Consider the following 24,344-nt stretch of genomic DNA (forward strand, 5'->3'; position numbering starts at 1 on the left):
CCCTCCGATGTCGCCTCGCGTCGGACGAACGCTAGCGTCGACGCGGACGTCGCCGGGAGGTGCGCGCTCGATGGAGACCAGATCGACGAGGCGAGCGGCGGTCACCGGAGCGGCCGTGCTCGGCGTGCTGGCCGCCGTCGCGCTCGTCGTCCTCGCCGTCGCCCCGGGGTCCGACCGGTCGGACCGTCGGGGCCTGGCCGGCCTCGTCACCGGGTCATCGGGGACCTCGGCGCCCCCGGGTCCGTCGGCCGACGGCGGTCCGCCGCCGACCGCCACCGCCGAGGCGATCCGCGTCGAGGGCGAGGTCCCGGAGTCGTCGGCTGCCGAGCCCTCCGGCAACTTCCGCACGATCTGCGTCGCGTCCCACCTCGCCTACGACGACCCCATCGTCAACCCCGGCGAGCCGGGCGCGTCCCACCTGCACATGTTCTTCGGCAACACCGAGACCGACGCGTCGAGCACCTACGAGTCCCTGCGCGCCGCGGGGGGCTCCACCTGCCAGGGCGGGATCCTGAACCGCACCGGCTACTGGGCACCCGCGGTGCTCGACGCCGAGGGACAGGTCGTCCTGCCCGAGTTCGTCTCCGTGTACTACAAGGGCACGGGCACCGCCGCCGAGGTCCGGTCGGTCGACGAGCTCCCGCCCGGGCTGCGCATGATCGCCGGCTACGACGCAGCAACCGGCGAGGGCGACCACTTCGACTGGTACTGCGAGGTCACGCAGGACAAGGGCCCGACCATCCCCTCCTGCCCGGAGGACGAGCTGGTGGGGGTCGTGCTGCCGTTCCCGCCCTGCTGGGACGGCGTGAACCTCGACTCCCCCGACCACCGCCGCCACGTGGCGCAGAAGGTGCGCGACCCCCATACGGGCACGGAGGCGTGCCCCGACAGCCACCCGGTGCACCTGCCCGAGCTGACGATCGGCATCTGGTACCCCCACGAGGGGGACTCCGCGGACTGGCACCTCTCGTCGGACCGCCCGCCCGGCGAGCCGGCGTACCCCGACGGCTCGACGTTCCACTCCGACTGGTTCGGTGCGTGGGACCCCGAGGTCCAGGAGACCTGGACCGAGCGCTGCATCGTCGGCCTCCTCAACTGCGTGGGTGGCGAGCTCGGCGACGGCACCCAGCTCGGCGGGCCGGAGGTGGGGCTCCCCGCGGGGCGCGTACCGGCGCCCCCACCGCCCTGAGTCAGGCGAGCGAGGAGGCGCCGTCGTTGCGGCGCTGGCACCGCACGAGCATCCACCACCCGCCGCCGATCGTGACCAGCTCCGAGAAGTAGGTGCCGATCACCGCGCCCTTCCAGCCGAGCTGGGGGATGAGCACGAGGTAGACGACGATCGCGGCCGAGGCCGCGCCGACGCCCAGGTACATCCGTCGGCGGTTCTCGCCGAGGCCGAGCAGCCCGAGCGGCGGGATCTCGGCCAGGGCGTGGAGGAGCGGCACGAAGGCGAGCCAGAGCGTGATGTGGGCAGCCGACTCGAACTCCTCGCCGAGGACCCACCGGATGATCGGCTGGCCGACCACGATGCCGATGGCGCAGGCGATGCCGAACCCGAGCGACGGGATGGTCATCAGGAGGGACTTGCGGACGTGTCCGCCGACGCGGTCGTCGGGCGGCAGGAACCAACGGGTGGCCACCGCGTAGACCGCCTGGAGGGGGATGAGCGCCGCCGACACGACGCGGTAGGCGGCGTTGTACTCGCCGACCTCGCTCGTCGGGCGGAACGTGGCGAGGAGGAACTTCTCGCCCTCGTTCTGCACCGAGTTGGTCGACATCGATGTGGAGTAGAGCGCCGACAGCCGGGCCATCTCGCCTCGATCGGTCGGCTCGCCCTCCTCGTCGGACCGCTCGTCGAGCAGGTGGCGCACGGCGAGGATCGATGCGCCCAGCAGGATCAGGCGGGTCCCCATGTTGAGCAGGACCAGGTTGAGGATGGTGATGTTGCCGGTGACGCTGAGGAGCCCGACGCCGATCGCCCGGACGACCGGGTCGATCAGGCGGATCCGGACGATGGAGCCCATGCCCTTGTGCGCGAAGACGAGGGCGAGGTTGACCTCGGTGATGCCGCCGACGAGGAGGTCGCTCCCGAAGAGGAGGGCAGCCGCCAGCCAGAGGTGCCCGCCGAGCACGGCGTAGGTGAGGGCGATGCCGACCAGTCCGCAGGGGATGGCCAGGGCTGTCACCTGACGGCGGCCGACGACCATCACCGACCGTGTCAAACGGCGGCGCTGCATGACCAGCTGGACCGCCGCCGCCCCGCCGCCGGCGTACACCCAGGTGAGCGCGAACCCGGCGATCACGTAGATCGTCGTGTACTCGCCGTAGGCGTCGGTGCCGAGCCCGCGGATGGTGAGCGGGAAGATGACCGCGAGCGAGGCGGCCGACGCGATCTCGAGGCTCAGCGCCGAGGCGACCTCGCGCAGCTTGGGGCCGAGCGAGGGCAGGCGGGACGCGGCGGCGCGCACCCGTTCCGGGATCATGCCTCCCTCCCCGCCGGCGCGACGCTCACGCGCACCCTCCTCGTCCGCCGGCCGGCGACGCGCCCCCGGGGCCGTATCCTCCTCGGTCATGCTCGATCCGGTGGAATCTACGGGACGGCCCGGAAGGTCCGTGCATCGCCCGACCGGGGCCGAGCCGGTGCGGATCGTCGTCGCCGTCTGCACCTACCGGCGCAACGAGCCTCTGCGTCGACTCCTCGCCGCCGTCGAGCGCAACGCCGCCGAGCTCGGCGACCGGGCGCACGTGGGTGTCGTGGTCGTCGACGACAACCCCGACGAGCGGGCTCGCGCCGTCTGCGACGAGGCGGCCCACCGCTTCGAGCTCGGCCTCACCTACCGGACCTCCGGTCAGGGCAACATCTCCGTCGCCCGCAACCTGGCGCTCGAGGGGGCCCTCCCCCTGGCGGACTGGGTGGCGATGACCGACGACGACTGCGAACCCGTCGACACCTGGCTGTCCGAGCACCTGGCGGCGCAGGAGCGGTACGGCACCGACGTGGTCACCGGTCCGTGCCTCCTCGGGGGATCCGAGGGGGCGCCGGCGTGGCTCTCCGAGCAGCCGTTCCTCGACGACGCGCAGTTCCGGTTCGACGACGGCCAGCGCCTCGACGTGGCGGCGACGAACAACTCGTTCATCCGGGCGGCGTCGCTGCGCGAGCGCACCGACCTGCGGTTCGACCCGGGCCTCGGCGTGCTCGGCGGCGAGGACATGGTGTTCTTCCGCACGGCCCGGCGCGCCGGGCTCACCATCGCCTTCGCCGCCCGGGCGATCGTCCACGGGCACGAGCCGCCCGAGCGCTGGACCTACCGCTACCAGCTTCGGTCCCGCTACTGGCTCGGCAACACCGAGTTCGTCACCAACCACACCGTCGGCGAGGCCCCTCGACTCCGGTGGGCGTTGCGCGGGGCGAAGACGATCCTCACGGCGGTGGTCCGCCCTCTCGCCCGCGTGGCGAGCGGTCGTCCACCGCACGTGCGCTACGCCCTCGCCACCGCGGCCCGGGGTGCCGGCATGGTCGCCGGCGCGGCCGGGGTGCGGGTGGCGCACCACTAGGCTTCGACGGTGACCGCTCCCCGACCGTCCGGACGTCTGCGGGCGGGTGTGATCGGCTGCGGCGCCATCGCCCACGAGCACCTCCGGCACCTCCGCGGGTCCTCCCGCGCCGAGCTGGTGGCGGTCTGCGACCGGTCCAACGCGACGGCCCGCTTCGCGCAGGAGACCTACGGCGCCCCGCACCGCCACCTGGACCACCGAGCGATGCTCGAGGCCGAGAACCTCGACGTCGTCCACGTGCTGACGCCGCCCCAGACCCACCCCGACATCGTGCGCGACGCGCTCGACGCCGGCGCTCACGTCCTGTGCGAGAAGCCGCTCGCCCCGACCTGCGCGGTCACCGAGGACCTGCTCGCCCACGCCGCCGCCGCCGACCGCCGGCTGGTCGAGTCGCAGAACCTCCGGTGGAACGATCCGGTGCTCGCCGTCGACGAGCTGATCCGCGCCGGCCGGCTCGGCGCGGTCCGCGACGTGGAGGTGAGCCTCACACTCGACCTCACGGCCGGCCCGTTCGGCGACCTCAACCTGTCCGGTCCGGGCGTCGCGCTGCCCGGTGGCGCCGTCCACGACTTCCTCCCGCACCTGTCGTACCTCTTCCTGCTCCTTGCGGGTTCCTCTGCGGTCGACGACGTCGTGGGGCACCTCGTCAACGCCAGCGGCAACGCCCGTGTGGGCTTCGACCAGCTCGATGCGCTCGTCCGTGCCGGCGAGGTGCGGGGGCGCCTGCGCGTCGCCTCCGACGTCGCTCCGGACACCTTCCGTCTGCGGGTCCTCGGCACCGAGGCCAGCGTCGAGACCGACCTGTACAACCCCTACCTGCGGTTCGAGGGACGCACAACCGGCGTGGGCGGGCCGATCGCCCAGCTCCGCTCGGGCACCCGCATCGCGGGCGCCTCGGTCGCCAACCTGCTCGACAAGGTTCGCCAGCACTCGACCTACCACGGCCTGCCTCGCATGATCGACGCCCTCCACGACGCGCTGCGGGACGGCACCGAGCCGCCGATCGCCCCCGAGCAGATCGTCGCGACGGCGCGCCTCACCGACCAGCTCGTCGCGCTCGCGGAGGTGGGGCGTTGAGGGTGCTCGTCACCGGCGCGGGCGGGTTCCTCGGGCGGGCGGTGGTCGAGGCGGCGGTCGCGGCCGGCCACGACGTCGTCGCCATGATCCGGTCGGCGTCATCGGCGCAGGCCCCCGACGGGGTCGAGGTGCTGCGGGGCGATCTCCGCCAACGGGGACCGTGGGTCGACGCCCTCGGAGGGGTCGACGCCGTCGTCCACCTCGCCGCCGCCGCCAGCGGCGACCTCGCCGAGCAGCTCGCGGGCACCGTCGTGGCCACCGAGAACCTTCTCTCCGCGCTCGACCTGCCGTCGCTCGCCCGCTTCGTGCACTGCAGCTCGTTCTCGGTCTACGACTTCGCCGCCCTGCACGCCGGAGCCACGCTCGACGAGTCGAGCCCCGTCGAGCCCCACCCCGAACGGCGTGACGCCTACACCGCGACGAAGATCCTCCAGGAGCGGCTCGTCCGCGAGGCGTGCGACGGTCGCACCGAGCTCGTCGTGCTCCGACCGGGCGCGATCTACGGCCCGGGCAAGGACTGGGCCCACGGCGCCGCCCTCCGGGTCGGCCCCTGCGCGCTCGTGCTGGGCTCGGACGCCGCGATGCGGCTCACCTACGTGACGAACTGCGCCGACGCCCTGGTGGCCGCGCTCACCAGCCCCGGTGCCGCCGGCGCCACGATCGACGTCGTCGACGACGAGCAGCCCACCCACCTCGAGTTCTTCCGGGCCTGTCGATCGGCCGGGGCGACGTCGGCACGACCCATCCCCGTCCCCTGGCGCCTCGTCGACCTCGCCGGTCGCGCCGTCGCTCTGGTCGACCGACTCGCCTTCGGCGGTCGGGCCAAGCTGCCCGAGCTCCTCGCCCACCGGCGCCAGCAGGCTCGCTGGAAGCCCCTCGCCTACAGCAACGAACGCGCTCGCCGCCTCCTCCACTGGGTGCCCGCCGTGCCGATGGAGGAGGGCGTGGAGCTGATGGTCGAGGGACGGCGGCGATGAGCCGCGAGCTGCGAGGGTCGGTCGTCGTGCCGGCCTGGAACGAGGCCGCGGTCATCGCACGGACCCTCGACGCCCTGTTCGACGGGATCGAGCCCGACGACGTCGAGGTCGTCGTCGCGTGCAACGGCTGCGACGACGGCACCGAGGACGTCGTCCGTGGCACGGGCCACCCGGTGCACCTGCTCGAGCTCGGACCGGTCGGCAAGGTCGGCGCCATCCGCGCCGCGGAGGCCGCGACGACGGCCCTCCCCCGGATCTACCTCGACGCGGACACCGAGCTCCCCGGCCCGTCGGCCGTCGCCGTCCTCGACGCCCTCGCGTCGGGCGCCGTCGCGGCACGCCCTCCCGTCACCCACGACGACGCCGGGTCGACCTGGCCGGTGCGCGCCTTCTACGCCGTGCGACGAGCCATGCCGTCGCTGCGACGCGAGCTCTTCGGCGCCGGCGTCTACGGGTTGAGCGCCGAGGCGCGCGGGCGGTTCGGCACGTTCCCCGACGTCGTCGCCGACGACCTCTTCGCGGCGCGCGTCGTCGAGCTGGACGAGGTCACCGTCGTGGACGGCGTCGCTCCGGTGGTGGTGCGCGTCCCGCGCGACACGCGGTCGCTCGTCCGCACGCTCGCTCGCGTCTACCGGGGCAACGCCGAGCTCGCGGCGACCCACAGCGACCGCGCCCACCCCTCCACCACCCGCACCGCGCGCGAGGTGCTGGTGCTCGGCCGGGACCCGCGCTGGTGGCCGCGGCTCGCGGCCTACGTCGTGCTGGTCGTCGCGGGGCGCGTGCTCGGCCGCCGCGCCTCCGGGGGCTCGTGGGAGCGCGACCACTCCGCCCGCGTCGAGGGGGTCGCCACGTGAGCACCCTGGCCCCGTCGCAGCGGGCCGGCGCCCCGGCCGAGGGCACGCCGTCGATCGGCTCGACGCCGCTCTGGATCGTCAGCGGGCACGTGGCGCTGCTGGTGGCCGTGATGGCCGGCTTCGGCGCCCTCGAGTTCGTCAAGCCGAAGATGTACCTGCTACTGCTGATCGCGGCCACGGTCGGCATGATCCTGCTCGGTCCGATCCGCCAGCTCGGCCGGCTCGTCATCAGCCTCCCGGTCCTCGCCTACCTCAGCTGGTGGGTGGCGTCCTACATGTGGACGTTCAACGAGTGGGTCTGGGTGCGCGACACCCAGGACATCATCCCCACGATCGTGTGCCTCACGGCCATCGTCAGCCTGATGCCGTTGGCCGAGGTGAGGCGCGGCCTCGTGCTCGCCTGCCAGGTCACCATCGCCTGGAACGTCCTGTGGACCCTGATGAGCCCGGGGCTGGCCATGAACCACATGGACGGCACGCCCGGCTGGCGGGGGAGCTTCATCCACAAGAACGGCATGGCTCCGTTCATGCTGTTCGCCGTCATCACGTTCGCCTACCTCGAGCGGCGGCCGTTCGTCCGCAACGCCAGCATCGCCGTCGCGCTGGCGTTCGTCGTGCTCTCGCAGTCGACGACCAGCCTCGTCGTCGGCACGATGCTGCTCGTCTTCGCCTGGTTCATCAGGCAGCTGTCCGCCTCACCGAAGGAGACGTGGAGCTTCCTGCTGACGCTGGGCTCGACCATCGGCTTCGCCGTCGCCTACCTCGGCGTCGTCAACCTGCCCACGCTGGTGGGTGCGGCGGGGAAGGACCCGACGCTCACCTCCCGCACCGAGATCTGGGCGAACAGCCTGGAGGCGATCGGTCGCCGACCGTGGTCGGGGTACGGCATCGGCGGTGTGTGGATCAACAACGACGCCGAGCCGACGCGCACGATCCTGCGCGGCCTCGGCTTCATCGTGTACCACGCGCACAACGGCTTCATCGAGATCCTGCTGCAGCTCGGGATCATCGGGCTCGCCCTGTTCTTCGTGCTCGTCATCGCCTACTTCCGCACCGCGCTCGTCGTGATGCTCCACGACACACCGCTCGCCAGCTACCTGATGGCCTACGCCGCGCTGATCCTGCTCCTCTCGATCAGCGAGGTCGCGACGTTCGGGCAGTGGCTCGCCTTCCTGTGCGCCTTCCACGCCCTGGCCCTCAGGGTGCGACTCGCCCACCTGGAGGGCGAGCTCCGATGAAGGTCCTCGTGTCCTTCCCGGGGCTGCACCGCGTCCATCGGGGCGCCGAGGTCGCGCTCGAGGCGATCGGCGACGGGCTCGCGCGCCGGGACCACGACGTCGTCGTGCACGGCAGCGGCCCGATCCGCCACGACCGCGCCTACCGGTACCGGCGGACGCCGGTGATCGACCGGGAGCGGTTGAGCGGCCTGCCGTCCCTGCCCCTGCTGCGCGAGCCGAGCAGCTACGAGTCGCTCGGGTTCAACCTCGCCGCCCTGGCCCGCCTCCGCACGGGGCGGTTCGACGCCACGATCACCGGGGGCTTCCCCTGGGACAACCTGTTCCTCCGGCGGCCGGCGCGGGGCGGTCGACCGCCGCACGTCTTCGTCACCGAGAACGGCGACTGGCCAGCCCTCCTCGACGAGGGCGACGCCCGCCTGTTCTCGTGCGACGCGCTGGTCTGCACGAACCCGCTCTACTTGGAGCGCAACCGCGAGCGGTGGAACTGCGAGCTCATCCCCAACGGCGTGGACGTCGACCGCTTCTCCCCCGGCGATCCCGATCGCGACCGTCTCGGGCTCCCACGTGACCGACCGCTCGTGCTGATAGTGAGCGCGCTCATCCCCTCGAAGCGGGTCGAGGACGGCATCCGCGCCGTCGCGGCACTCGACGACGCCGCGCTCGTCGTCGCCGGCGTCGGACCGCTCGAGGCGGAGGTGGAGAGGCTGGGCGCCGAGCTGCTCGGACCGGACCGCTTCCAGCGCAGGAGCTTCGCCCACGACGACATGCCGGCCCTGTACCGATCGGCCGACCTGCTGCTCCACCTCACCCACGTCGAGTCGTTCGGCAACGTGTACGTCGAGGCCATGGCCACCGGGCTCCCGGTGGTCGCGCACCGCTCGGTCGTGACCGAGTGGATCCTCCCCGAGCTGGACGGGCTCGTCGACACCGACGACCGCACCGCGCTCGTGGCGGCACTCGACGACCACCTCCGCGCCGGCCGCGACGCGGGAGCGGCGGGGCGCGTGGCGGCCGCACGCGAGCGCTTCGCCTGGTCGGTCGTGGCCGCTCGCTACGAGGAACTGCTCGAGCGCGTCGTCGGCTGACGCGACCGCGAGGCCAGGCTCTAGCGGGAGGCGACCTCGACCTCCGACGGCGCGTCGGAGGTCTCCGTCGGGGTCGGGCGGGGCGTGGCGCGGTGCTTCCCGGTTCCCGCACCGGTCATCACCGGCAGGAGGGCGCCGCGGCTGGACAGCTGGCGGATCGTGACCTCGAGGGTCGACCGGCGCTGCCGCTTGGCCGGCATCGTCAGCACGACGACGTCGGCGAGCTGGGCGAGGGCGACGTTGGCGGCGGCGTCCATCAGCACGCCGGCATCGACCACGACGACCTGCGCGTGCTCGCTCGCCCGTTCGAGCAGGGTGGATGCGTCCTGGCGGCGGATGCCGTGGGCGTCGGCGACCTCGCCGAGGCCCGAGAAGCGCAGGCCGTTGACGCCCGTGCGCATGTAGGGGTGCCGTGGCCGGTTGCGGTCGGTACGGCCCGAGGGTGAGGTCCGGGCAGGGTCGTCGGACAGCAGCATCCGCACGCCGCTCACGCCCTCGCCGGCGAGGGTCGTGAGCTCGGGGTCGCTGGTGTCGGCGTCGACGAGGAGCACCTGGGAGCCCATCCCGGCGAAGTGCCGGGCCATGGCCAGCGCCACCGTGGTGCTGCCCGCCGACTCGTCGGCGCCGCCGACGACGACGGTGAGGGCCGGGCCGCTGACGGCGGAGGCCTCGGCGCGGACGCACAGCTCGTGGATGGTGCCGACCACCTTCTCGGGGGTCGGGCCGACGAGGTCGTGACGTGGCGCCGCCAGCCCGCGGTCGCGTGCCACCCGGGCGGCGACCGGCATGCCGAGGACGTCCTCGGCCTCGTCCTCGTCGAGGATGCGGTTGGATGTGCGGGCCAGGGCGACCGATGCCAGCCCGCCGAGCATCAGACCCGCCACCGGGCCGGCGACGAGCAGGAGCGACATGCCCGCCGACGTCGGGGCGGTGGGCAGGGTGGCCCGCTGCACGACCTGGGTGGCGACCCGGGTCTGCGCGCCGAGCGTCATCTCGTTGCGGGAGAACAGCAGCTGGAAGTACTGGTCGAGGAGGGCTTGGCGCTCGGTGTCGAGCGTGGGCGAGACCTGGTCGACGGTGGGCACCTCGACGGCCGCCGGCTGGTTCACGTACGGCGCCATGACCTCCTCGATGCGGGCGTCGACGGTGGCCAGCGCCTCCTCGACGTCGCCGATGGCGTCGTTGATGGCCGCGAGGTCGGGCTCCTGGGCGTCATCCAGCTGCTCGCGCGACGCACGGAAGTACGCGTCGACGTAGCCGTTCGCGATGTCGCGGGCGAGCTCGGGGGTCGAGGCCGTGACGGTGACGAAGAGGATGTCGCTGCCCGGGATCTGCTCGAAGGTCGCGGCGCTGCGGACCTCGGCGGCGGAGATGTCGCCGATCTCCTCGGCGACGGCGACGGCGATGGCCTCGGAGTCGAGGACGAGCAGCTGGTTCTGCACGTACCGATCGTTGGAGGTACTGCCGAAGCCGGCGTCGCTCGGCGGCGCGACGAGGACGCGCGCCTCGGCGACGTAGCTGTCGACCCCGCCGCCGCCGAGCGCCATGCCCGCGACGAGCCCGAGGACCGCTCCGAGCACGGTGACCCACCAGTACCGGCGGATCGCTCTCGTGATGTAGACCAGTTCCACCCGGTGACCTTCCGCTCGTGCGTGGGTGGACTCTAGTGCCCGGCTCGCGACGGTCCGTGGCGACCCCGGCCGGTCACCTCGCGCCGAGCCCGAGCCGCTCGCCCAGGTGCGGGAACCAGCCCTGGGGGGACAGGTGCTCGACCCAGGCGGCGCGAGCGCGGCGCTGCAGGTCGTGTCGCTCGTCGTCGTCGAGCGCCGCGTGGTGCGCGGCCACGAGCTCGGGCAGCCGATCGAGCTCCTGGTGGCGCACCCAGACGGCGATGTCGCCCCAGGGCACGTCGGCGGGAGCGGGCAGCGCCAGGTCGGTGTCGACCACCACGGGGATGCGCCCCATGCTCAGCGCCTCGTAGAGGCGGTAGGAGTAGTTCCCCGAGCCACGGACGCAGAGCACGTAGTCGCTCGACTCGAGGTTGTCGACGTACTCGCGGCGCACGTCGTCGAGGTCGGTCGTGGCGGCGTCGCGGAAGAACACCGACGAGGAGCGGACGACGAAGTTCGTGTCGACCAGCGGGGACCGGTCGAGGATCTCGAGCGCCCTGGTCCGGAGGTTCTCGCCGAGGTAGGGCGACGGATCGAGTCGCCGCTCGCGCACCGCGACGACGGCGCGGAAGGCGGCGAGGCGCGCCGCAGCCGCGGCGCCCGACCGTCGGCCCGCGAGCCCGCAGAACCCGACGACGGGCCGATCGCCGGCCGACCGCTCGGGCAGGACTCCGCCCCGGTGCTCGGCGACCAGGTCCTCGGCGAAGGCCGGCAGGGCGAGGTCGCGGAGACCCATGCGGCGGGCGAAGCCGCCCTCCCGCGCCACGGCCGCACCCCGGAGGCCGACGCCGTCGCACGAGCGGTCGCCCGTGAAGAACGCGACCACCGGCACGCCGGCACGACGGGCACGTTCGTGGACCTCGCGCAGCCGACGGGCGAGCGCGCGGTCGGGTCGGGTGGCCCACGACGGTCCGCGCACCCAGTACCAGTCCGTGGGGATCACGACGAGGTCGGCGTCCTCGACGTCGACCAGCTGGAGGTGGTCGCTCGCCACGGCCCCCCACGCGTCGAAGCGCCGGTCCCACGCCGTCGGACCACCAGGGGTCCAGCCGGGCAGGAGCGGCGCCAGGTACGGGACGACGGGGACGTCCTCCCGGTGGGCGGAGAGATCCGTCGCGAGCCGCACCGGCGTGACGGTACTCCTCGACGCCGGTGCGGCTCGTGCGGTCAGGTCGTCAGCGGGGGCTCGGCGTGTAGCCGGAGATCCGGTTCGGACCGCTGTAGTTGGCGGGCGGCCGGAGCTGCTGGCCGTCGCACAGGTTGCCGTTGGAGGCGTTCTTCATGCCCCGCAGGCAGTTGTTGACCCAGCGGCTCTGGATCTCGTTGTCCCAGGCGCCGAACCAGTCGGCGTGGAACGTGGACCCGTTGGGCTGGGCGGCCATGCCGGCCATGCGGTCCGAGCTCAGGTACCACTGGCTGGTGCCGCCGCTCCGCACCTCGAAGTGCGCGAACTCGGTGAGCTCGGGCAGGTGGATCGGGTGCGAGGACGGGCACGGGCCCCACGTGTTGTTGGTGCCGTAGGCCATGTGCGACCGGTGGTCGGCGGAGTCGAGGTTCCGTCCGTCCCAGCAGTACGGGAACCGCACCCAGGCGGTCAGGCGCTGCCCGGCGGGGCACTCGGGGATCGTCGAGCTCTCGGCCCCGTTGGTGCACTTCCAGCCGGAGATGCCACGGTTGGGCGAACCGGCGACCATGCGCAGGCCGTTCGGGTACTCCTGCACCTGCCGCACCTGGCTCTGCTTCGAGCTGAGGCTGCCCGAGCCGGTGTTCTCCGACTTGTAGTAGAGCTCGAAGTTGTCCGGGGTCACGACCTGGCCGGAGGCGTCGAAGACGGCCGGCATCCAGTAGGCGGTGCGGTTGAGCGGGCCACCGTCGCAGGTGGAGCCACCGCTCGAGCGCAGCGACTGGTAGGTCGAGCTGGCGTTGGTGCCGGTGTTCCCGAAGAACATGTGGAGGTGGTTGAACCGGGTGTTTCCCGGGGCGATGATCGGGTCCGCGTAGGCCAGGTGCGAGAACTCACAGAAGGTGCGGAAGTTGCCCGACGGCTGCCAGGACATGTCACCGGGGTTCGGCTCCCACGGGGCCATGAGGTACTGGCCGACGTTGAAGTTCGACGGGACCGTGGCGTTGCCGCCCGGGGCCGGGGCCGGGGCCGGCGGCGTGGTGGTGGGCGGCGTCGTCGGCGGCGGGGTCGTCGGCGGCGGCGTCGTGGGGTTCGGGTTGGTCGTCGGCGGCGGGGTGGTCGTCGGCGGCGGCGTCGGCGCCGGCGACGTCGGAGCCGGGGCGAGGGTCTCGCCGTTGCGGACCCGGCGGGCACGCCACAGGAAGGTCACGGCCTCGCCGCGGGTGACGGCACGCTCGGGCTCGAAGCGGGAGGACCCGCCGACGCCGGTGGAGATGCCCTTCGAGAAGGCCCAGCGGATCGCCGGGGCGGCGGAGTAGCTCGCCGGCACGTCGGACGGCAGACCGCCGGACGCCTCGGGCTCGCCGGCCGCACGCCACAGCAGCGTGACGACCTCGTGGCGGTCGAGGGGCTTGTCGGGCGAGATCGTGCGGGCGTGGGGATCGATGATCCACTCGCCGGCGGCCCAGTTGAGCGCGGCGGAGGCGAAGTGGCCACGCGAGACGTCGCCGTAGGAGGCGACACCGACCGCGGCGGGCCGGGAGGCCTCACGCCAGACCATCGTCACCATCTCGGCGCGGGTCACCGTGCGGTTGGGCTCGAACCGGCCCGTGTTGCCGACCCCGTTCGTGATGCCGTTGGCGCTGGCCCACGTGACGGGGGCGGCGTAGAAGGCCGTCGGGTTGACGTCGGAGAAGTGGAGCGGGTTGCTGATGCTGGCCGACCCGAGGTCGGCGGTCAGCGTCCCGAGCAGGAGGAGCAGCGCCACGCCGATGCCGCCGCGGCGGGCCCGGCGGGTGCGCCGGGTGGCGGTCGACACGGCCGGGCCGTCGGCCACGGCCGCCGCGTGGCTCTCGCTCCGGAAGTGGAAGGGGTTGGTTGGGGAGTTGTGGCTGGGGTTGTTCACAGATGGCACCTGATCGCCCTGAGTCGGATGGGTGGTCGTACGTGCGGCTGTGACCGATCCCACGCAACGCCCCCAGCACTGCGAAGGTCTCCGACGGCGGGGCCACGGGCGGCGGCTCGACGTACGGAGCGGTAGGTCATCAACCTGGTCACCACGGTGCGGTCGTTGAGGATCGAACCGTGGCTGCTCAGTTGTTCGGCGCCCGCCGAGAGGGACTTGAGACCCAATTCGCGAAGTTCATCTCGTTCTCCATCCCCGTCGCCTGGAAACTGCGCAATGACCCGCGTTGCGGGGTCACCCTAGGCCATTCGGCCCACTCTTGTCACGGAACCGTCACAATCGGCCCCTGAACTGCGTCAACGCGAGGTGGGACCTTCACGTTCTCGCAACGTGGACTCGTGGCGGCGGGCCGCGGCGCGCAGGGCCGACTCGGCGTCGACCCCGGCGCGATCGGCGCGCACGGCGAGCTCCCACAGCAGCTCGCCCACCGACGACTCGTCGAGCGGCTCCGCGCGCTCGTCGTGACCCGCGTCCGCCTCGACCTCGACGCCGAGGCGCCGAGCGCGAGACGCCAGCTTGGCCACGAGGGAGAGGGCGGGCAGGTCGGCGGGGATGCCGTCGAAGGCGCTCTGGCGGGCGCCGGTGTCCCGCTTGATCTGCTCCCAGTTCCGCTCGACCTGGCGAGCGTCGCCGTCGACGTCCACGTCCCCGAACACGTGGGGGTGGCGGAGGACCAGCTTGTCGTGGATGCCCTGGGCGACGTCGGCGAGCGTGAAGCGCCCGGCTTCGGTCGCCAGGCGAGCGTGGAACACGATCTGGAAGAACAGGTCGCCGAGCTCCTCCTCCAGGTGGAGGTACGCGTCGTCGAGGTCGTCGTCGCCCGAGGGCGGCGCGTCGACGGCCCCTGCGTCCTCCGGCATCTGCTCGAGCACGTCGAGGACCTCGTAGGCCTCCTCCCGCAGGTGCCGCGCGAGCGTGCGGTGCGTCTGCTCCCGATCCCACGGGCACTCGACCCGCAGCCGCGCCACCAGCTCGTCGAACCGCGCCACCTCCTGGGCCACGGGTGCGGCGAGGCGCGGGATCCACAGCGAGGTGAGGTGGTCGGGCTCGACGACGCGATCGAGGTCCTCCCAGGCGACCTCGACGATCGCCTCGTCGGGGAGGCCGAGCCGGGCGATGACGAGCACCGGGTCGTCGGGCGGGTCCTCCACGGCGAGCTTGATGTCGGAGAGCACGCTCGGACGGTCGCACTGGGCGACGAGCAGCGGCCCCCGCTCCCCCGCGGCCTCGACGGCGAAGCGGTGCCCGTCGACGACGCGCGCCCCGACCGCCATCGGGTCGACCCCCAGCCGCACCCAGGCGAGGTCGAGGAACGAGAGCGCGGGGTGCACCTCGACCTCCACCCGCCCGTGGGCCAGCAGCATCTGCACGGTGCGCTCGGCCACGAGCGGCGAGCCGGGCACGGCGTAGAGGGCCTCCCCGTGTGCGTCGGCGGCGGCCGCGAGCGCGTCGACGATGCCCCGGTACACCTCGTCCATCGACGACGCCCGGTCGTAGAGGTCGTCGAAGCTCGTCGCACCCTCGACCACGGACGCCGCGGGGTGGCGCCGCGTGCGGAGGTGGCGGTGCGAGGCGGCGGCGAGGAGGTCGAGGGCGCCGCGCGTCACCAGGTCCGGACCGGCGGGCCCGAGACCGACGACGACGACGCGCCCGCTCACTCGAGCACGAGCGTCGGGGTCTCCCCGGCCGGGCCCTCGGGCGGGGTGATCTCGCCGGCCTCGGCGTCCCACGTGCCGTAGCGGGAGCTGATGCTCACCTCGGCGCTGCTCACGGCCTCCTCCAACCACGCACCGAGGGCGTTGCCGGGGCCGGCCTGCGACTCGAGCTCGGCCCGGATGTCGGTGGCGACCTCGTCGAAGATGTCGCCTCGTGCCCGCACGAGGATGACGTGGAAGCCGAACTCGGACTCCACCGGCCCGGTGTACTCACCGACCTCGCCCTCGTTCAGCGCCGCAGCGAAGGGCGGGACGAACCGGGCGGGGTCCGAGCAGCCGAGGTCGCCGCCGTTGGTGGCCGCCGAGGGGTCGATCGAGCGCTCGGCCGCGACGTCGGCGATGTCCGCGCCGCCCTCGAGCTGCTCCAGCACCTCGACGGCCTCGGCCTCGGTCTCCACCAAGACGTGACTCGAGCACACCAGGCCCTCGAAGAACTGGGGGTTGTCGTCGTAGAAGGCACGCACGTCGTCATCGGTGACCTCAGCGGTCTCGACCTCGGCCTCCAGGGCGGCGGAGAGCACCCGGGCCCGTGCGGTGCCCTCGGCGTACCAGTCGACGACGGCCTCGGGTGCCTCGGTGAGCGAGGTGATGACCTCCGGCGTCGCACCCTGCTGCGTCGCGCTCTGGATCGCGCTCGTCCAGGCCGTGCGCCCCTCCTCGATGTCGGCCTCGGTGACCTCGAGCCCCCGGTCGTCGAGCTCGTGGCCCATCAGCTCGAACAGGATGTGCAGCTCGAGGATCTCGGCGACGAACGCCGAGTCGAGTCGTCCCTCGGCATCGCCGGGGAGCACGGAGAAGTTGACGGTACCGAAGGCCTCGCTGAAGTCGCGGTCCTCGTCGAAGTGCCCGAGCAGGTCCCGGAACTCGGCGTCGGAGACCGCCTCGCCGTTCAGGGTCACGGCGGCCGGACGTCCGGCGACGCCGCCGTCCCCGCCGCAGGCGGTGAGGAGGAGGGCGGGGAGCACGGCGAGTGCGAGCAGGTGGCGGGGACGCAGGCGGGTCACGAGGGGTGCAGGCTAGGTGCCGGGCCGATCATCGACCAGTCATGCGGGCACGATCGTCCGGAGGAAGAGCACGATGGCGTCGACGAGGTCGGTGCCGCCCTTGATGCCGACCTGCACCTGCTCGATGTCCTCCTTGTACACCGACCCCTGGAAGAGGCGCTTCAGCTTCAGCTGCTGGCTGAGCAGGAGCGGCAGCGGCTGGAGGCGCGCCACGTGCTTCGGACCGCCGAAGCCCGACCCGGTCGTCACCACCACCTCACGCACGCCGACCCGGGCGCACTCGGCGCGCAGACGGGCGACGGCGAGCAGGTTCTCGGCCTCCGGCGGGATGGGCCCGTAGCGGTCCTCCCACTCGGCGCGGATGTCGCTGACCTGCTCCTCGGCGTCCACCGCGGCGAGCCGCCGGTAGGCCTCGAGCCGCAGCTCCTCCTTGCCCACGTAGGTGGTCGGCAGCGACGCTGGGAGCGGGAGGTCGATCTTGATCTCCGCCGGCTCCTTCGGCGTCTCGCCCTTCAGCTCGGCGACGGCCTCGGTGACCATCTGGCAGTAGAGGTCGTACCCGACCGCCGCGATGTGGCCCGACTGCCCGGTGCCGAGCAGGTTGCCGGCGCCGCGGATCTCGAGGTCGCGCATCGCGATCTTGAAGCCCGAGCCGAGCTCGGTGGCCTCGCCGATCGTCTTCAGGCGCTCGTACGTCTCCTCGGTGAGGACGCGGTCGCGCGGCGTGAACAGGTAGGCGTAGGCGCGCTGGCCGGCCCGCCCCACCCGGCCGCGGAGCTGGTGGAGCTGCCCGAGGCCGAGGAGGTCGGCGCGGTCGACGACCAGGGTGTTCACCGTCGGCATGTCGATGCCGGACTCGATGATCGTCGTGCAGACGAGGACGTCGAACTCGCCCTCCCAGAAGTCGAGGACGACCTTCTCGAGCGAGCCCTCGTCCATCTGCCCGTGGGCGATGGCGATGCGGGCCTCGGGCACGAGCTCGCGCAGCCCCTCGGCGACGCGGTCGATGTCCTGCACCCGGTTGTGCACGAAGAACACCTGGCCCTCGCGCAGCAACTCGCGGCGGATCGCCTCGGCCACGGCGCGCTCGTCGTACTCGCCGACGTAGGTGAGGATCGGCTGGCGAGCGGCCGGCGGGGTGTTGAGCAGGGTGAGGTCGCGGATGCCGGTGAGGCTCATCTCGAGCGTCCGCGGGATCGGCGTGGCGCTGAGCGTGAGCACGTCGACGCCGGCGTCGAGCTGCTTGATCTGCTCCTTGTGGCTGACGCCGAAGCGCTGCTCCTCGTCGACGACGAGGAGGCCGAGGTCCTTGAACTGGAGACCCTCGGCGAGGAGGCGGTGCGTGCCGATCACGACGTCGATCTCGCCGCTGCGGAGGCCCTCGGTGACCTTCTTCGCCTGACCGGCCGTGAGGAAGCGCGACAGCACCTCGACCCGGATGGGGAACCCGGCGAAGCGCTCGCTGAAGGTCTGGAAGTGCTGCTGGGCGAGGAGGGTCGTCGGCACGAGGACGGCGGCCTGCTTGCCGTCCTGCACGGCCTTGAACACGGCGCGCAGGGCGACCTCGGTCTTGCCGAACCCGACGTCGCCGCAGACGAGGCGGTCCATCGGAACCTCGGCCTCCATGTCGGCCTTCACCTCGGTGATCGCTTGGAGCTGGTCCGGGGTCTCCTGGTAGGGGAACGCCTCCTCCAGCTCGCGCTGCCACGGCGTGTCCTCGGCGAAGGAGTGGCCCGGCGTGTTCAGGCGCTTCTGGTAGAGGACGACGAGCTCCTGGGCGATCTCCTGGACCGCCGAGCGGACCCGGGCCTTCGTCTTCTGCCAGTCGCCGCCGCCGAGCCGGCTGAGCGAGGGGCTGTCACCGCCCGTGTAGTGGCGGACGGTGTCGATCTGGTCCGACGGGATGTAGAGCTTGTCGGCGCCGCGGTACTCGAGGAGCAGGTAGTCGCGCTCGACGCCGCCGATGGCCCGCTTGACCATGCCGGCATAGCGGGCGACGCCGTGCTGGTGGTGCACGACGTGGTCGCCCGGCTTCAGGTCGTCGAAGAACGCCTGGGCGTCGCGCCGGCGGGGCCGGGCCGCCCGGTGGGCCCGTCGCCGACCGGTGAGGTCGCGCTCGCAGAGGACCGCCAGCTGCACCGACGGGAGGATGAAGCCCCGCTCGAGCGGCGCCACGACGAGGTGGGCGCCGGGGCGCATCAGCGCGTCGTCGTCGGGTTCGGCCCGCCGCAGGTCGATGCCCTGGTCGGCCATGAGGTTGTGCAGCCGCTCGGCCGAGCCGGCGCCGTCAGCGCCCACCACGACGCGGTAGCCCTCGCCGAGCAGCCCCCGGATCTGGTCGACCAGCCGCTGGCCGTCGCCGACGACCGGGTCCCACCCGGCGGACGCGACGGTGGCGACGTCGGGGCCCTCGGGCGCGGTCGTGACGGTCCACGCCGGCGCATCGGTGCGGGCGAGGAGCCGGTCGAAGGGGAGGTGGAGCGACGGGAAGCGCCCCTCGGCGGCCTCGTCGGCGGCCGCCGCCCCCCACGTGCGGGCGAGGGTGCTCGCGAGGTCGCGCTCCTCGGCGTCGATGTCGGCGGCGCGGTCGCGCATGCGGCGCGGCTCGACGAGGAGGATCTGCGCGGTCGGGTCGAGCAGGTCGAGCAGCACCTCGTCGTCGCCGACCAGCCACGGCAGCCAGGACTCCATGCCGTCGAAGGTGAGGCCCTCGGCGAACCGCTCCCAGTGCTCGCGTCCCCACGGCTCCTTGGCGACGAGCGCGGCGGCGCGCTCCTTGACCTCGTCGGTGGGGAGCAGCTCGCGCGCCGGGAAGATCTCGACCTCGCTGACGTCGATCGTCGAGCGCTGGTCGGCGACCGAGAACTCGGTGAGCCGGTCGACCTCGTCGCCCCAGAGGTCGATGCGGATCGGCACGTCGCCGGTCGAGGGGAAGACGTCGACGATCGAGCCGCGCACCGCGACCTCGCCCCGGTGCTCGACCTGGTACTCGCGGCGATAGCCCTGCACGACGAGCCGCTCGACCAGCTCGGCCGGGTCGATCTGGTCACCGACGCCCACGATGACGGGCTCGATGTCGACGACGTGCGGGCCGAGCCGCTGCACGAGAGCGCGGACCGGGGCGACGATGACGCGCGGGGCCCGCTCGGGGTCCCGCATGTGCCAGAGGGTGCGCAGGCGCTGGCCCATCGTCTCGACGTTCGGGCTCACCCGTTCGAACGGCAGCGTCTCCCAGGCGGGGAAGAGGTCGACGGCGTCGTCGCCGAGGAACGTCTGGAGATCCGACCGCAGCCGCTCGGCGTCGGCCGTGGTCGGCACGCACACGACGATCGGGCGCCGCTGGCTGAGCTCGGCGACCCCGGCGATCGTGTAGGCCCGGGCCGGGTCGGGGACGGCGAGGACGGCGGACGACCGGCCGAGGACCTTCAGCAACGCGGGCTCGTCGCGGAGCAGCGGCAGGAGGGGGCGGAGGGTCATGGGGGCTCCCGTACCCGATCAGTCGCCGGCGCGGCGCGCGTTGTACCGGTTCATCGCGGCCTCGAAGCCGTCGCTCAGGATCAGCTCCACCGCGTCGGCGGCCTCCTGGACGACGACGTCGAGCTCGGTCCGCTCGGCCTTGGTGGGGTGGCGCAGCACGTGATCGGCGCCGCGCTGGGACGACGGCGGCTTGCCGATGCCGATGCGCACCCGACCGAACTCCGCGCTCTTCAGGTGAGCCTTGATCGACTTGAGGCCGTTGTTGCCCGCGAGGCCACCGCCCATCTTCAGCTTGAGGCGGCCGACCGGCAGGTCGAGCTCGTCGTGGACGACGACGAGGTGCGCCGGGTCCTCGATGCCGTAGCGCTTCACCAGCAGCCCGACGGCGTCGCCGGAGAGGTTCATGTAGGTCTGCGGGAACGCGAGCGCGAGGCGGCGCCCACCGACGTGCACCTCGTCGGTGAGCGCCAGCTCCTTGCTCTTGCGCAGCCGTCCGCCGTGGCGGGAGGCGAGCAGCTCGACGACCTCGACGCCGATGTTGTGGCGCGTGCCCTCGTACTGGGCCCCGGGGTTGCCGAGGCCCACCACGAGCAGGTCAGCGGGGGTGCCCCGGCGCGCGGGGGTGTCGCGACGGCGGCCGAACGGGCTCACCGGCGCAGGGGATCAGGACTCGTCGGACGCCTCGGCGGCCTCGCCACCGGCATCCTCGGCGTCGCCACCCTCGGCGGCCTCGCCCTCGGCGCCCTCCTCGCCCTCGGCGGCCTCCTCGCCCTCCTCCTCGAGGGCGGCACGGGTGACCGACGCGGTCACGAGGACCTCGTCGGGCTCGGCCTCGGTGCGGGCACCGGAGGGCAGGGTGAGGTCGGCCACGGTGATCGTGTCGCCGACAGCCATCTCGCTGACGTCGATGACCAGCTCGTTCGGGATGGCGCTCGGCTTGGCGTAGACCGACAGGGTGTAGTGGACCTGGTCGACGACGCCCTGCTCGGCGAGGACCTGCTTGGCCTCGCCCTCGAGCACGAGCGGGACCTCGACGAGGATCTCGGCGTTGGGGTCGACCCGGATGAAGTCGACGTGCACGACGTCGTTGCGGATCGGGTGGCGCTGGAGCTCACGGACGATGCACAGCTCGTCGGAGCCGTCGACGTCGAGGGTGATGATGGCGTTCAGGCCGGCGTCGGTGGTGAGCGCCTGGCGCAGCTCGCGGCGGTCGACCGCCAGGGTGATGGCGTCGCCGCCGAGTCCGTAGAGGACGCCGGGGATCTGCCCCTCGTCGCGGAGTCGGTTCGACGGCCGGGAACCGGTGGTGCGACCGACGTTGGCCGTGAGGGTGACATCCATGGTGGGCAGTGCTCCTGGCGACAGGTGAAGGGGGCGATCCCCGTGGGGACACGGGTGGGGGGCGCGACGGCGCCCCGGGGCAGTCGGCCAGTGTACGCCCTGGCCGGGCGACCTCACCAACCCGACGGGCCGGCGGCGTCAGCTCTGGTTCTGGCCGCCGAAGATCTCGCTGACCGACGTGTCCTCGAAGACCGCGTCGATGGCGTCGGCGATGATGTTCGCCACCGACAGCACCTCGATCTTGTCGAGCTGCTTCTCCGGCGGGAGCGGCAGGGTGTTGGTGACCACGATCTTCTCGATCGGCGAGTTCTTCAGGCGGTCGATGGCCGGGCCGGAGAAGACGCCGTGGGTGGCGGCGGCGAGGATCCGGCTCGCGCCCTTCTCGGCGAGCTGCTCGGCTGCGGCGACGATGGTGCCTGCGGTGTCGATCATGTCGTCGATGAGCACGCAGGTGCGCCCGGCGACGTCACCGATGACGTCGCGCGCCTCGACCTGGTTCTTCTCGCCCTTGAGGCGGCGCTTGTGGATGATGGCCAGGTCGGCGTGCAGCATGTTGCTGTAGCGCTCGGCGACCTTCACCCGGCCGGCGTCGGGCGACACGACGACGAGGTCGTCGCCGAGGCCGCGCATGTAGTCGACGAGCACCGGCATGGCGACGAGGTGGTCGACCGGGCCGTTGAAGAAGCCCTGGATCTGCCCGGAGTGCAGGTCGACCGACATCAGCCGCTGGGCGCCGGCGGCGCCGAACATGTCGGCCACGAGGCGGGCGGTGATCGGCTCGCGGCCCTCGGACTTCCGGTCCTGGCGGCCGTAGCCGTAGAAGGGCATGACCACCGTGATGCGCTTGGCCGAGCCGCGGCGGGCGGCGTCGACCATGATCAGGTGCTCCATGATCGCGTCGTTGACGCTCATCTCGTCGGTGGCCGTGTGGCTCTGGATGATGAAGACGTCGCTGCCCCGCACCGACATGCCGAGCTTGCAGTGCAGCTCGCCGTTGGCGAACTCCGAGCAGTTGGAGTCGACGAGCGGGACCCCGAGCTGCTCGGCCACCTCCTCGGCGAGCTCGAAGTTCGCCCGGCCGGCGATGAGCGCCAGCTTCTTCTTGGTGACCAGCTCCATGGTGCGTCCCCGTCGCTCGGCGGCTTGGTGGGGTCGGGCTAGAGGCCCGGATCCTCGCTGCTGCTCGCAGTGTAGAACGGTCCGGTGCGGGCGCCGGCCGGCACCTGGGCGCCGGGCTCGAGCACCGCGAACGGCCCGACCCGCGCGTCGGGTCCCACCTCGGCGTCGCGGGCCACCGTGTGCTCCAGCACCGCGCCGGCACCGATCGCGCAGTCGACCAGGTGGGTGCCGGGGCCGATCTCGGCGTGGGCGCCCACGACCGTGCGGCCCTGGAGCACGACGCCGGGGAAGAGGGTGACGTCCGGAGCCAGCTCCACCGTGGCGTCCACGTAGGTGGCGTCGGGGTCGACCATCGTCACGCCCCGGCGGAGCCAGTCGCGGTTGGTGCGGGCACGCAGCCGGGCCTCGGCCGCCGCGAGCTGGGCCCGATCGTTCACGCCGTGGGTCTCCGACGGGTCCGGTGCGACGTAGGAGCCGACCGGGTGGCCGGCGTCGCTCAGCACCTGGACCACGTCGGTCAGGTAGTACTCGCCCTGCGCGTTCTCGGGGCTCAGCCGGCGCAGCGCCGGCGCGAGCAGCCCCCGCCGGAAGCAGAAGATGCCGGTGTTGATCTCGCGGATCGCCTGCTCCTCGGGCGTGGCGTCGGCCTGCTCCACGATGCGCACCACCCGGTCGTCGCGGCCGCGCACGATGCGGCCGTAGCCGGTGGGGTCGTCGAGCTCGGCGGTGAGGATCGTGCACGCCGCGCCGCTGTCGCGGTGGGCGGCCACGAGGGCGGCGATCGTCTCGGCCCGCAGGAGCGGGGTGTCGCCGGGCATCACGATGACGTCGGCGTCGTCGCCGGGGTCGTCGGTGAACGCGGTGAGCCCCACGCTCGCGGCGTCGCCGGTGCCCCTCTGGACCTGCTGCTCGACGAAGTCGAGGCGCACGTCGGGGCCGAGCTCCTGGAGCTTCTTCGTCACTCGCTCGGCGCCGTGACCGACAACGACGACGGCCCGGTCGATCTCGCAGCCGGCCAGGGCGTCGAGGACGTAGAGCAGCATCGCCTTGCCGCACAGCATGTGCAGCGGCTTGGGGCGGTCGGAGCGCATGCGGGACCCCTCGCCCGCCGCCAGGATCACCGCCGAGAGGTCACTCGAAGCCATGGGGGCACGCTACCCACCCGCCATCCCGGTCCAGCCCACCCCCTCCCCCGCGGCTCGGGTCCGATCCGCGTGCCAGAGCACGCGCATCGGACCCGAGGACCACGACTGCTCTCCGCTGATGACAAGTTGACTTGACCTGATGTCGGGTTCTCTTTACATTCGCGGCCGTGGCACGACGATCGGCCGAGGGGCGCACCAACTCCGTCCGCACCGCGCGGCGCGCCGTCGAGCTCACCCAGGCCGACCTGGCCGAGCGGGTGGGCGTGAGCCGCCAGACGATCGTCGCCGTCGAGGCCGGGGACTACGCCCCGTCGGTGTACCTGGCCCTCGAGCTCGCCCGACACCTCGAATCCACCGTCGAGGCCCTCTTCGACGACACCGACACCGACCCCGACCCCGACCCCGGGAGGACCACGTGAACCGGGACAGCACGTTCATGCGCACCGCCGCTCGCATCGGCGACCTCGGCAGCCCCTTCTACGACGAGGAGCGCCAGCGCGACGTCTGGAACGAGGCCTCGGCGGTGGGGTTCCAGCTGCAGCTCTGGCTCGGGCTGGTGGCGGCCACCGTCGCCGTGTGGTGGGCCGGCGGGGCTGCCGTGCCCTACGCGCTGGCGCTGGTCGGCATCACCACCCTCGCCAGCATCGTCACCGTCACCTACGCGTCCCGCCTCGGGGTGGAGGTGGACGACCAGCCGCACCTGAGCATGGCTCGGGTCGTCCCCTACATGGCCCTGCTGGTGGTCTTCGTGCTCGGCCTGGTGCGGGCCGGCGCTCCCTACGAGCGCGACGGCGGCTGGGGCTCGATGCGCTACGGGTTCGCGCAGGGCGCCGTCATCGGGCTGGCGGGAGTCGCCATCTGGCTGGCGGTCCGCCTGGTCCGAGAGCGCCGACGAGCCTGACCGGCCAGCTGAGCTCGCGGGGGAGGGATCGAACCTCCGACCTCCTGATCCAAAGTCAGGCGTTCTGCCAATTGAACTACCCGCGATCGCGGTGTCG

General features: G+C 72.6%; 20 protein-coding genes and 1 tRNA gene. 9 read left to right on the plus strand and 12 right to left on the minus strand.

Features of this window, described 5'->3' with window-relative positions:
- Positions 1–70 precede the first annotated feature (70 nt).
- Positions 71–1,189 carry a DUF1996 domain-containing protein gene (locus GH723_RS13290; protein WP_195210297.1) on the plus strand — a complete coding sequence of 373 codons (1,119 nt, stop codon included), beginning with the start codon at positions 71–73 and terminating at the stop codon, positions 1,187–1,189.
- Position 1,190: 1 nt separating this feature from the next.
- Here GH723_RS13290 and GH723_RS13295 read toward each other — a convergent pair whose 3' ends face one another.
- Positions 1,191–2,483, minus strand: coding sequence for a lipopolysaccharide biosynthesis protein (locus GH723_RS13295; RefSeq protein WP_195210298.1), 1,293 nt, complete (start codon positions 2,481–2,483; stop codon positions 1,191–1,193).
- Between the two features lie 130 nt (positions 2,484–2,613).
- On the opposite strand from GH723_RS13295, the gene GH723_RS13300 reads away from it, so the two are divergent.
- The 6 genes from GH723_RS13300 to GH723_RS13325 are packed head-to-tail and all read left to right on the plus strand — an operon-like array spanning position 2,614 to position 8,786.
- Positions 2,614–3,555 (plus strand): glycosyltransferase family 2 protein, encoded by a 942-nt coding sequence (locus GH723_RS13300; RefSeq protein WP_195210299.1) that lies wholly within the window; start codon positions 2,614–2,616, stop codon positions 3,553–3,555.
- A 9-nt stretch (positions 3,556–3,564) separates the two neighbouring features.
- Positions 3,565–4,632, plus strand: a complete 1,068-nt coding sequence (locus GH723_RS13305; RefSeq protein WP_153760102.1) for a Gfo/Idh/MocA family protein — start codon at positions 3,565–3,567, stop codon at positions 4,630–4,632.
- Positions 4,633–4,634: 2 nt separating this feature from the next.
- Positions 4,635–5,609 (plus strand): NAD-dependent epimerase/dehydratase family protein, encoded by a 975-nt coding sequence (locus GH723_RS18525; protein ID WP_229023230.1) that lies wholly within the window; start codon positions 4,635–4,637, stop codon positions 5,607–5,609.
- On the plus strand, positions 5,606–6,463 hold the full coding sequence (locus tag GH723_RS13315; protein ID WP_153760103.1) for a glycosyltransferase: 858 nt from the start codon (positions 5,606–5,608) through the stop codon (positions 6,461–6,463). Before GH723_RS18525 ends, GH723_RS13315 begins: the two co-directional genes overlap by 4 nt.
- Positions 6,460–7,701: an O-antigen ligase family protein gene (locus GH723_RS13320; RefSeq protein ID WP_153760104.1), complete on the plus strand. Its 1,242-nt coding sequence runs from the start codon at positions 6,460–6,462 to the stop codon at positions 7,699–7,701. Before GH723_RS13315 ends, GH723_RS13320 begins: the two co-directional genes overlap by 4 nt.
- Positions 7,698–8,786, plus strand: coding sequence for a glycosyltransferase family 4 protein (locus GH723_RS13325; protein ID WP_153760105.1), 1,089 nt, complete (start codon positions 7,698–7,700; stop codon positions 8,784–8,786). Before GH723_RS13320 ends, GH723_RS13325 begins: the two co-directional genes overlap by 4 nt.
- A 20-nt stretch (positions 8,787–8,806) precedes the next feature.
- Here the strand turns inward: GH723_RS13325 and GH723_RS13330 are convergent, their stop codons facing one another.
- The 10 genes from GH723_RS13330 to GH723_RS13375 form a co-directional block, all read right to left on the minus strand.
- Positions 8,807–10,417, minus strand: coding sequence for a hypothetical protein (locus GH723_RS13330; RefSeq protein ID WP_153760106.1), 1,611 nt, complete (start codon positions 10,415–10,417; stop codon positions 8,807–8,809).
- A 73-nt stretch (positions 10,418–10,490) separates the two neighbouring features.
- On the minus strand, positions 10,491–11,582 hold the full coding sequence (locus GH723_RS13335) for a hypothetical protein (RefSeq protein ID WP_153760107.1): 1,092 nt from the start codon (positions 11,580–11,582) through the stop codon (positions 10,491–10,493).
- Between the two features lie 49 nt (positions 11,583–11,631).
- Positions 11,632–13,485, minus strand: coding sequence for a DUF1996 domain-containing protein (locus GH723_RS13340; protein ID WP_153760108.1), 1,854 nt, complete (start codon positions 13,483–13,485; stop codon positions 11,632–11,634).
- A 356-nt stretch (positions 13,486–13,841) separates the two neighbouring features.
- Positions 13,842–15,203, minus strand: a complete 1,362-nt coding sequence (locus tag GH723_RS13345; RefSeq protein WP_195210301.1) for a MazG nucleotide pyrophosphohydrolase domain-containing protein — start codon at positions 15,201–15,203, stop codon at positions 13,842–13,844.
- Positions 15,200–16,264, minus strand: a complete 1,065-nt coding sequence (locus GH723_RS13350) for a peptidylprolyl isomerase (RefSeq protein WP_153760110.1) — start codon at positions 16,262–16,264, stop codon at positions 15,200–15,202. The genes GH723_RS13345 and GH723_RS13350 overlap by 4 nt, the downstream gene beginning before the upstream one ends.
- 39 nt (positions 16,265–16,303) lie before the next feature.
- Positions 16,304–19,741, minus strand: coding sequence for a transcription-repair coupling factor (gene mfd, locus GH723_RS13355; RefSeq protein WP_153760111.1), 3,438 nt, complete (start codon positions 19,739–19,741; stop codon positions 16,304–16,306).
- Positions 19,742–19,759: 18 nt separating this feature from the next.
- Positions 19,760–20,392, minus strand: coding sequence for an aminoacyl-tRNA hydrolase (gene pth / locus GH723_RS13360; RefSeq protein ID WP_229022829.1), 633 nt, complete (start codon positions 20,390–20,392; stop codon positions 19,760–19,762).
- A gap of 12 nt (positions 20,393–20,404) precedes the next feature.
- The gene (locus GH723_RS13365; protein ID WP_153760112.1) at positions 20,405–21,082 is read right to left on the minus strand and encodes a 50S ribosomal protein L25; all 678 of its coding nucleotides are present in this window, start codon (positions 21,080–21,082) and stop codon (positions 20,405–20,407) included.
- Between the two features lie 138 nt (positions 21,083–21,220).
- A complete protein-coding gene (locus GH723_RS13370; protein WP_153760113.1) occupies positions 21,221–22,201 on the minus strand; it encodes a ribose-phosphate diphosphokinase in 981 nt (326 codons plus the stop codon).
- 38 nt (positions 22,202–22,239) lie between these two features.
- Positions 22,240–23,346 (minus strand): bifunctional UDP-N-acetylglucosamine diphosphorylase/glucosamine-1-phosphate N-acetyltransferase GlmU, encoded by a 1,107-nt coding sequence (locus tag GH723_RS13375; RefSeq protein ID WP_153760114.1) that lies wholly within the window; start codon positions 23,344–23,346, stop codon positions 22,240–22,242.
- A gap of 167 nt (positions 23,347–23,513) precedes the next feature.
- Between GH723_RS13375 and GH723_RS13380 the strand changes: the two genes are divergently transcribed.
- Positions 23,514–23,765 carry a helix-turn-helix transcriptional regulator gene (locus GH723_RS13380; RefSeq protein WP_153760115.1) on the plus strand — a complete coding sequence of 84 codons (252 nt, stop codon included), beginning with the start codon at positions 23,514–23,516 and terminating at the stop codon, positions 23,763–23,765.
- Positions 23,762–24,247 carry a DUF2029 domain-containing protein gene (locus GH723_RS13385; RefSeq protein ID WP_153760116.1) on the plus strand — a complete coding sequence of 162 codons (486 nt, stop codon included), beginning with the start codon at positions 23,762–23,764 and terminating at the stop codon, positions 24,245–24,247. Before GH723_RS13380 ends, GH723_RS13385 begins: the two co-directional genes overlap by 4 nt.
- Positions 24,248–24,260: 13 nt before the next feature.
- Here GH723_RS13385 and GH723_RS13390 read toward each other — a convergent pair.
- Positions 24,261–24,333, minus strand: a tRNA-Gln gene (locus GH723_RS13390).
- Between the last annotated feature and the right edge of the window lie 11 nt (positions 24,334–24,344).

The organism is Actinomarinicola tropica, from assembly GCF_009650215.1.
Taxonomy (GTDB): Bacteria; Actinomycetota; Acidimicrobiia; order Acidimicrobiales; family SKKL01; genus Actinomarinicola; species Actinomarinicola tropica.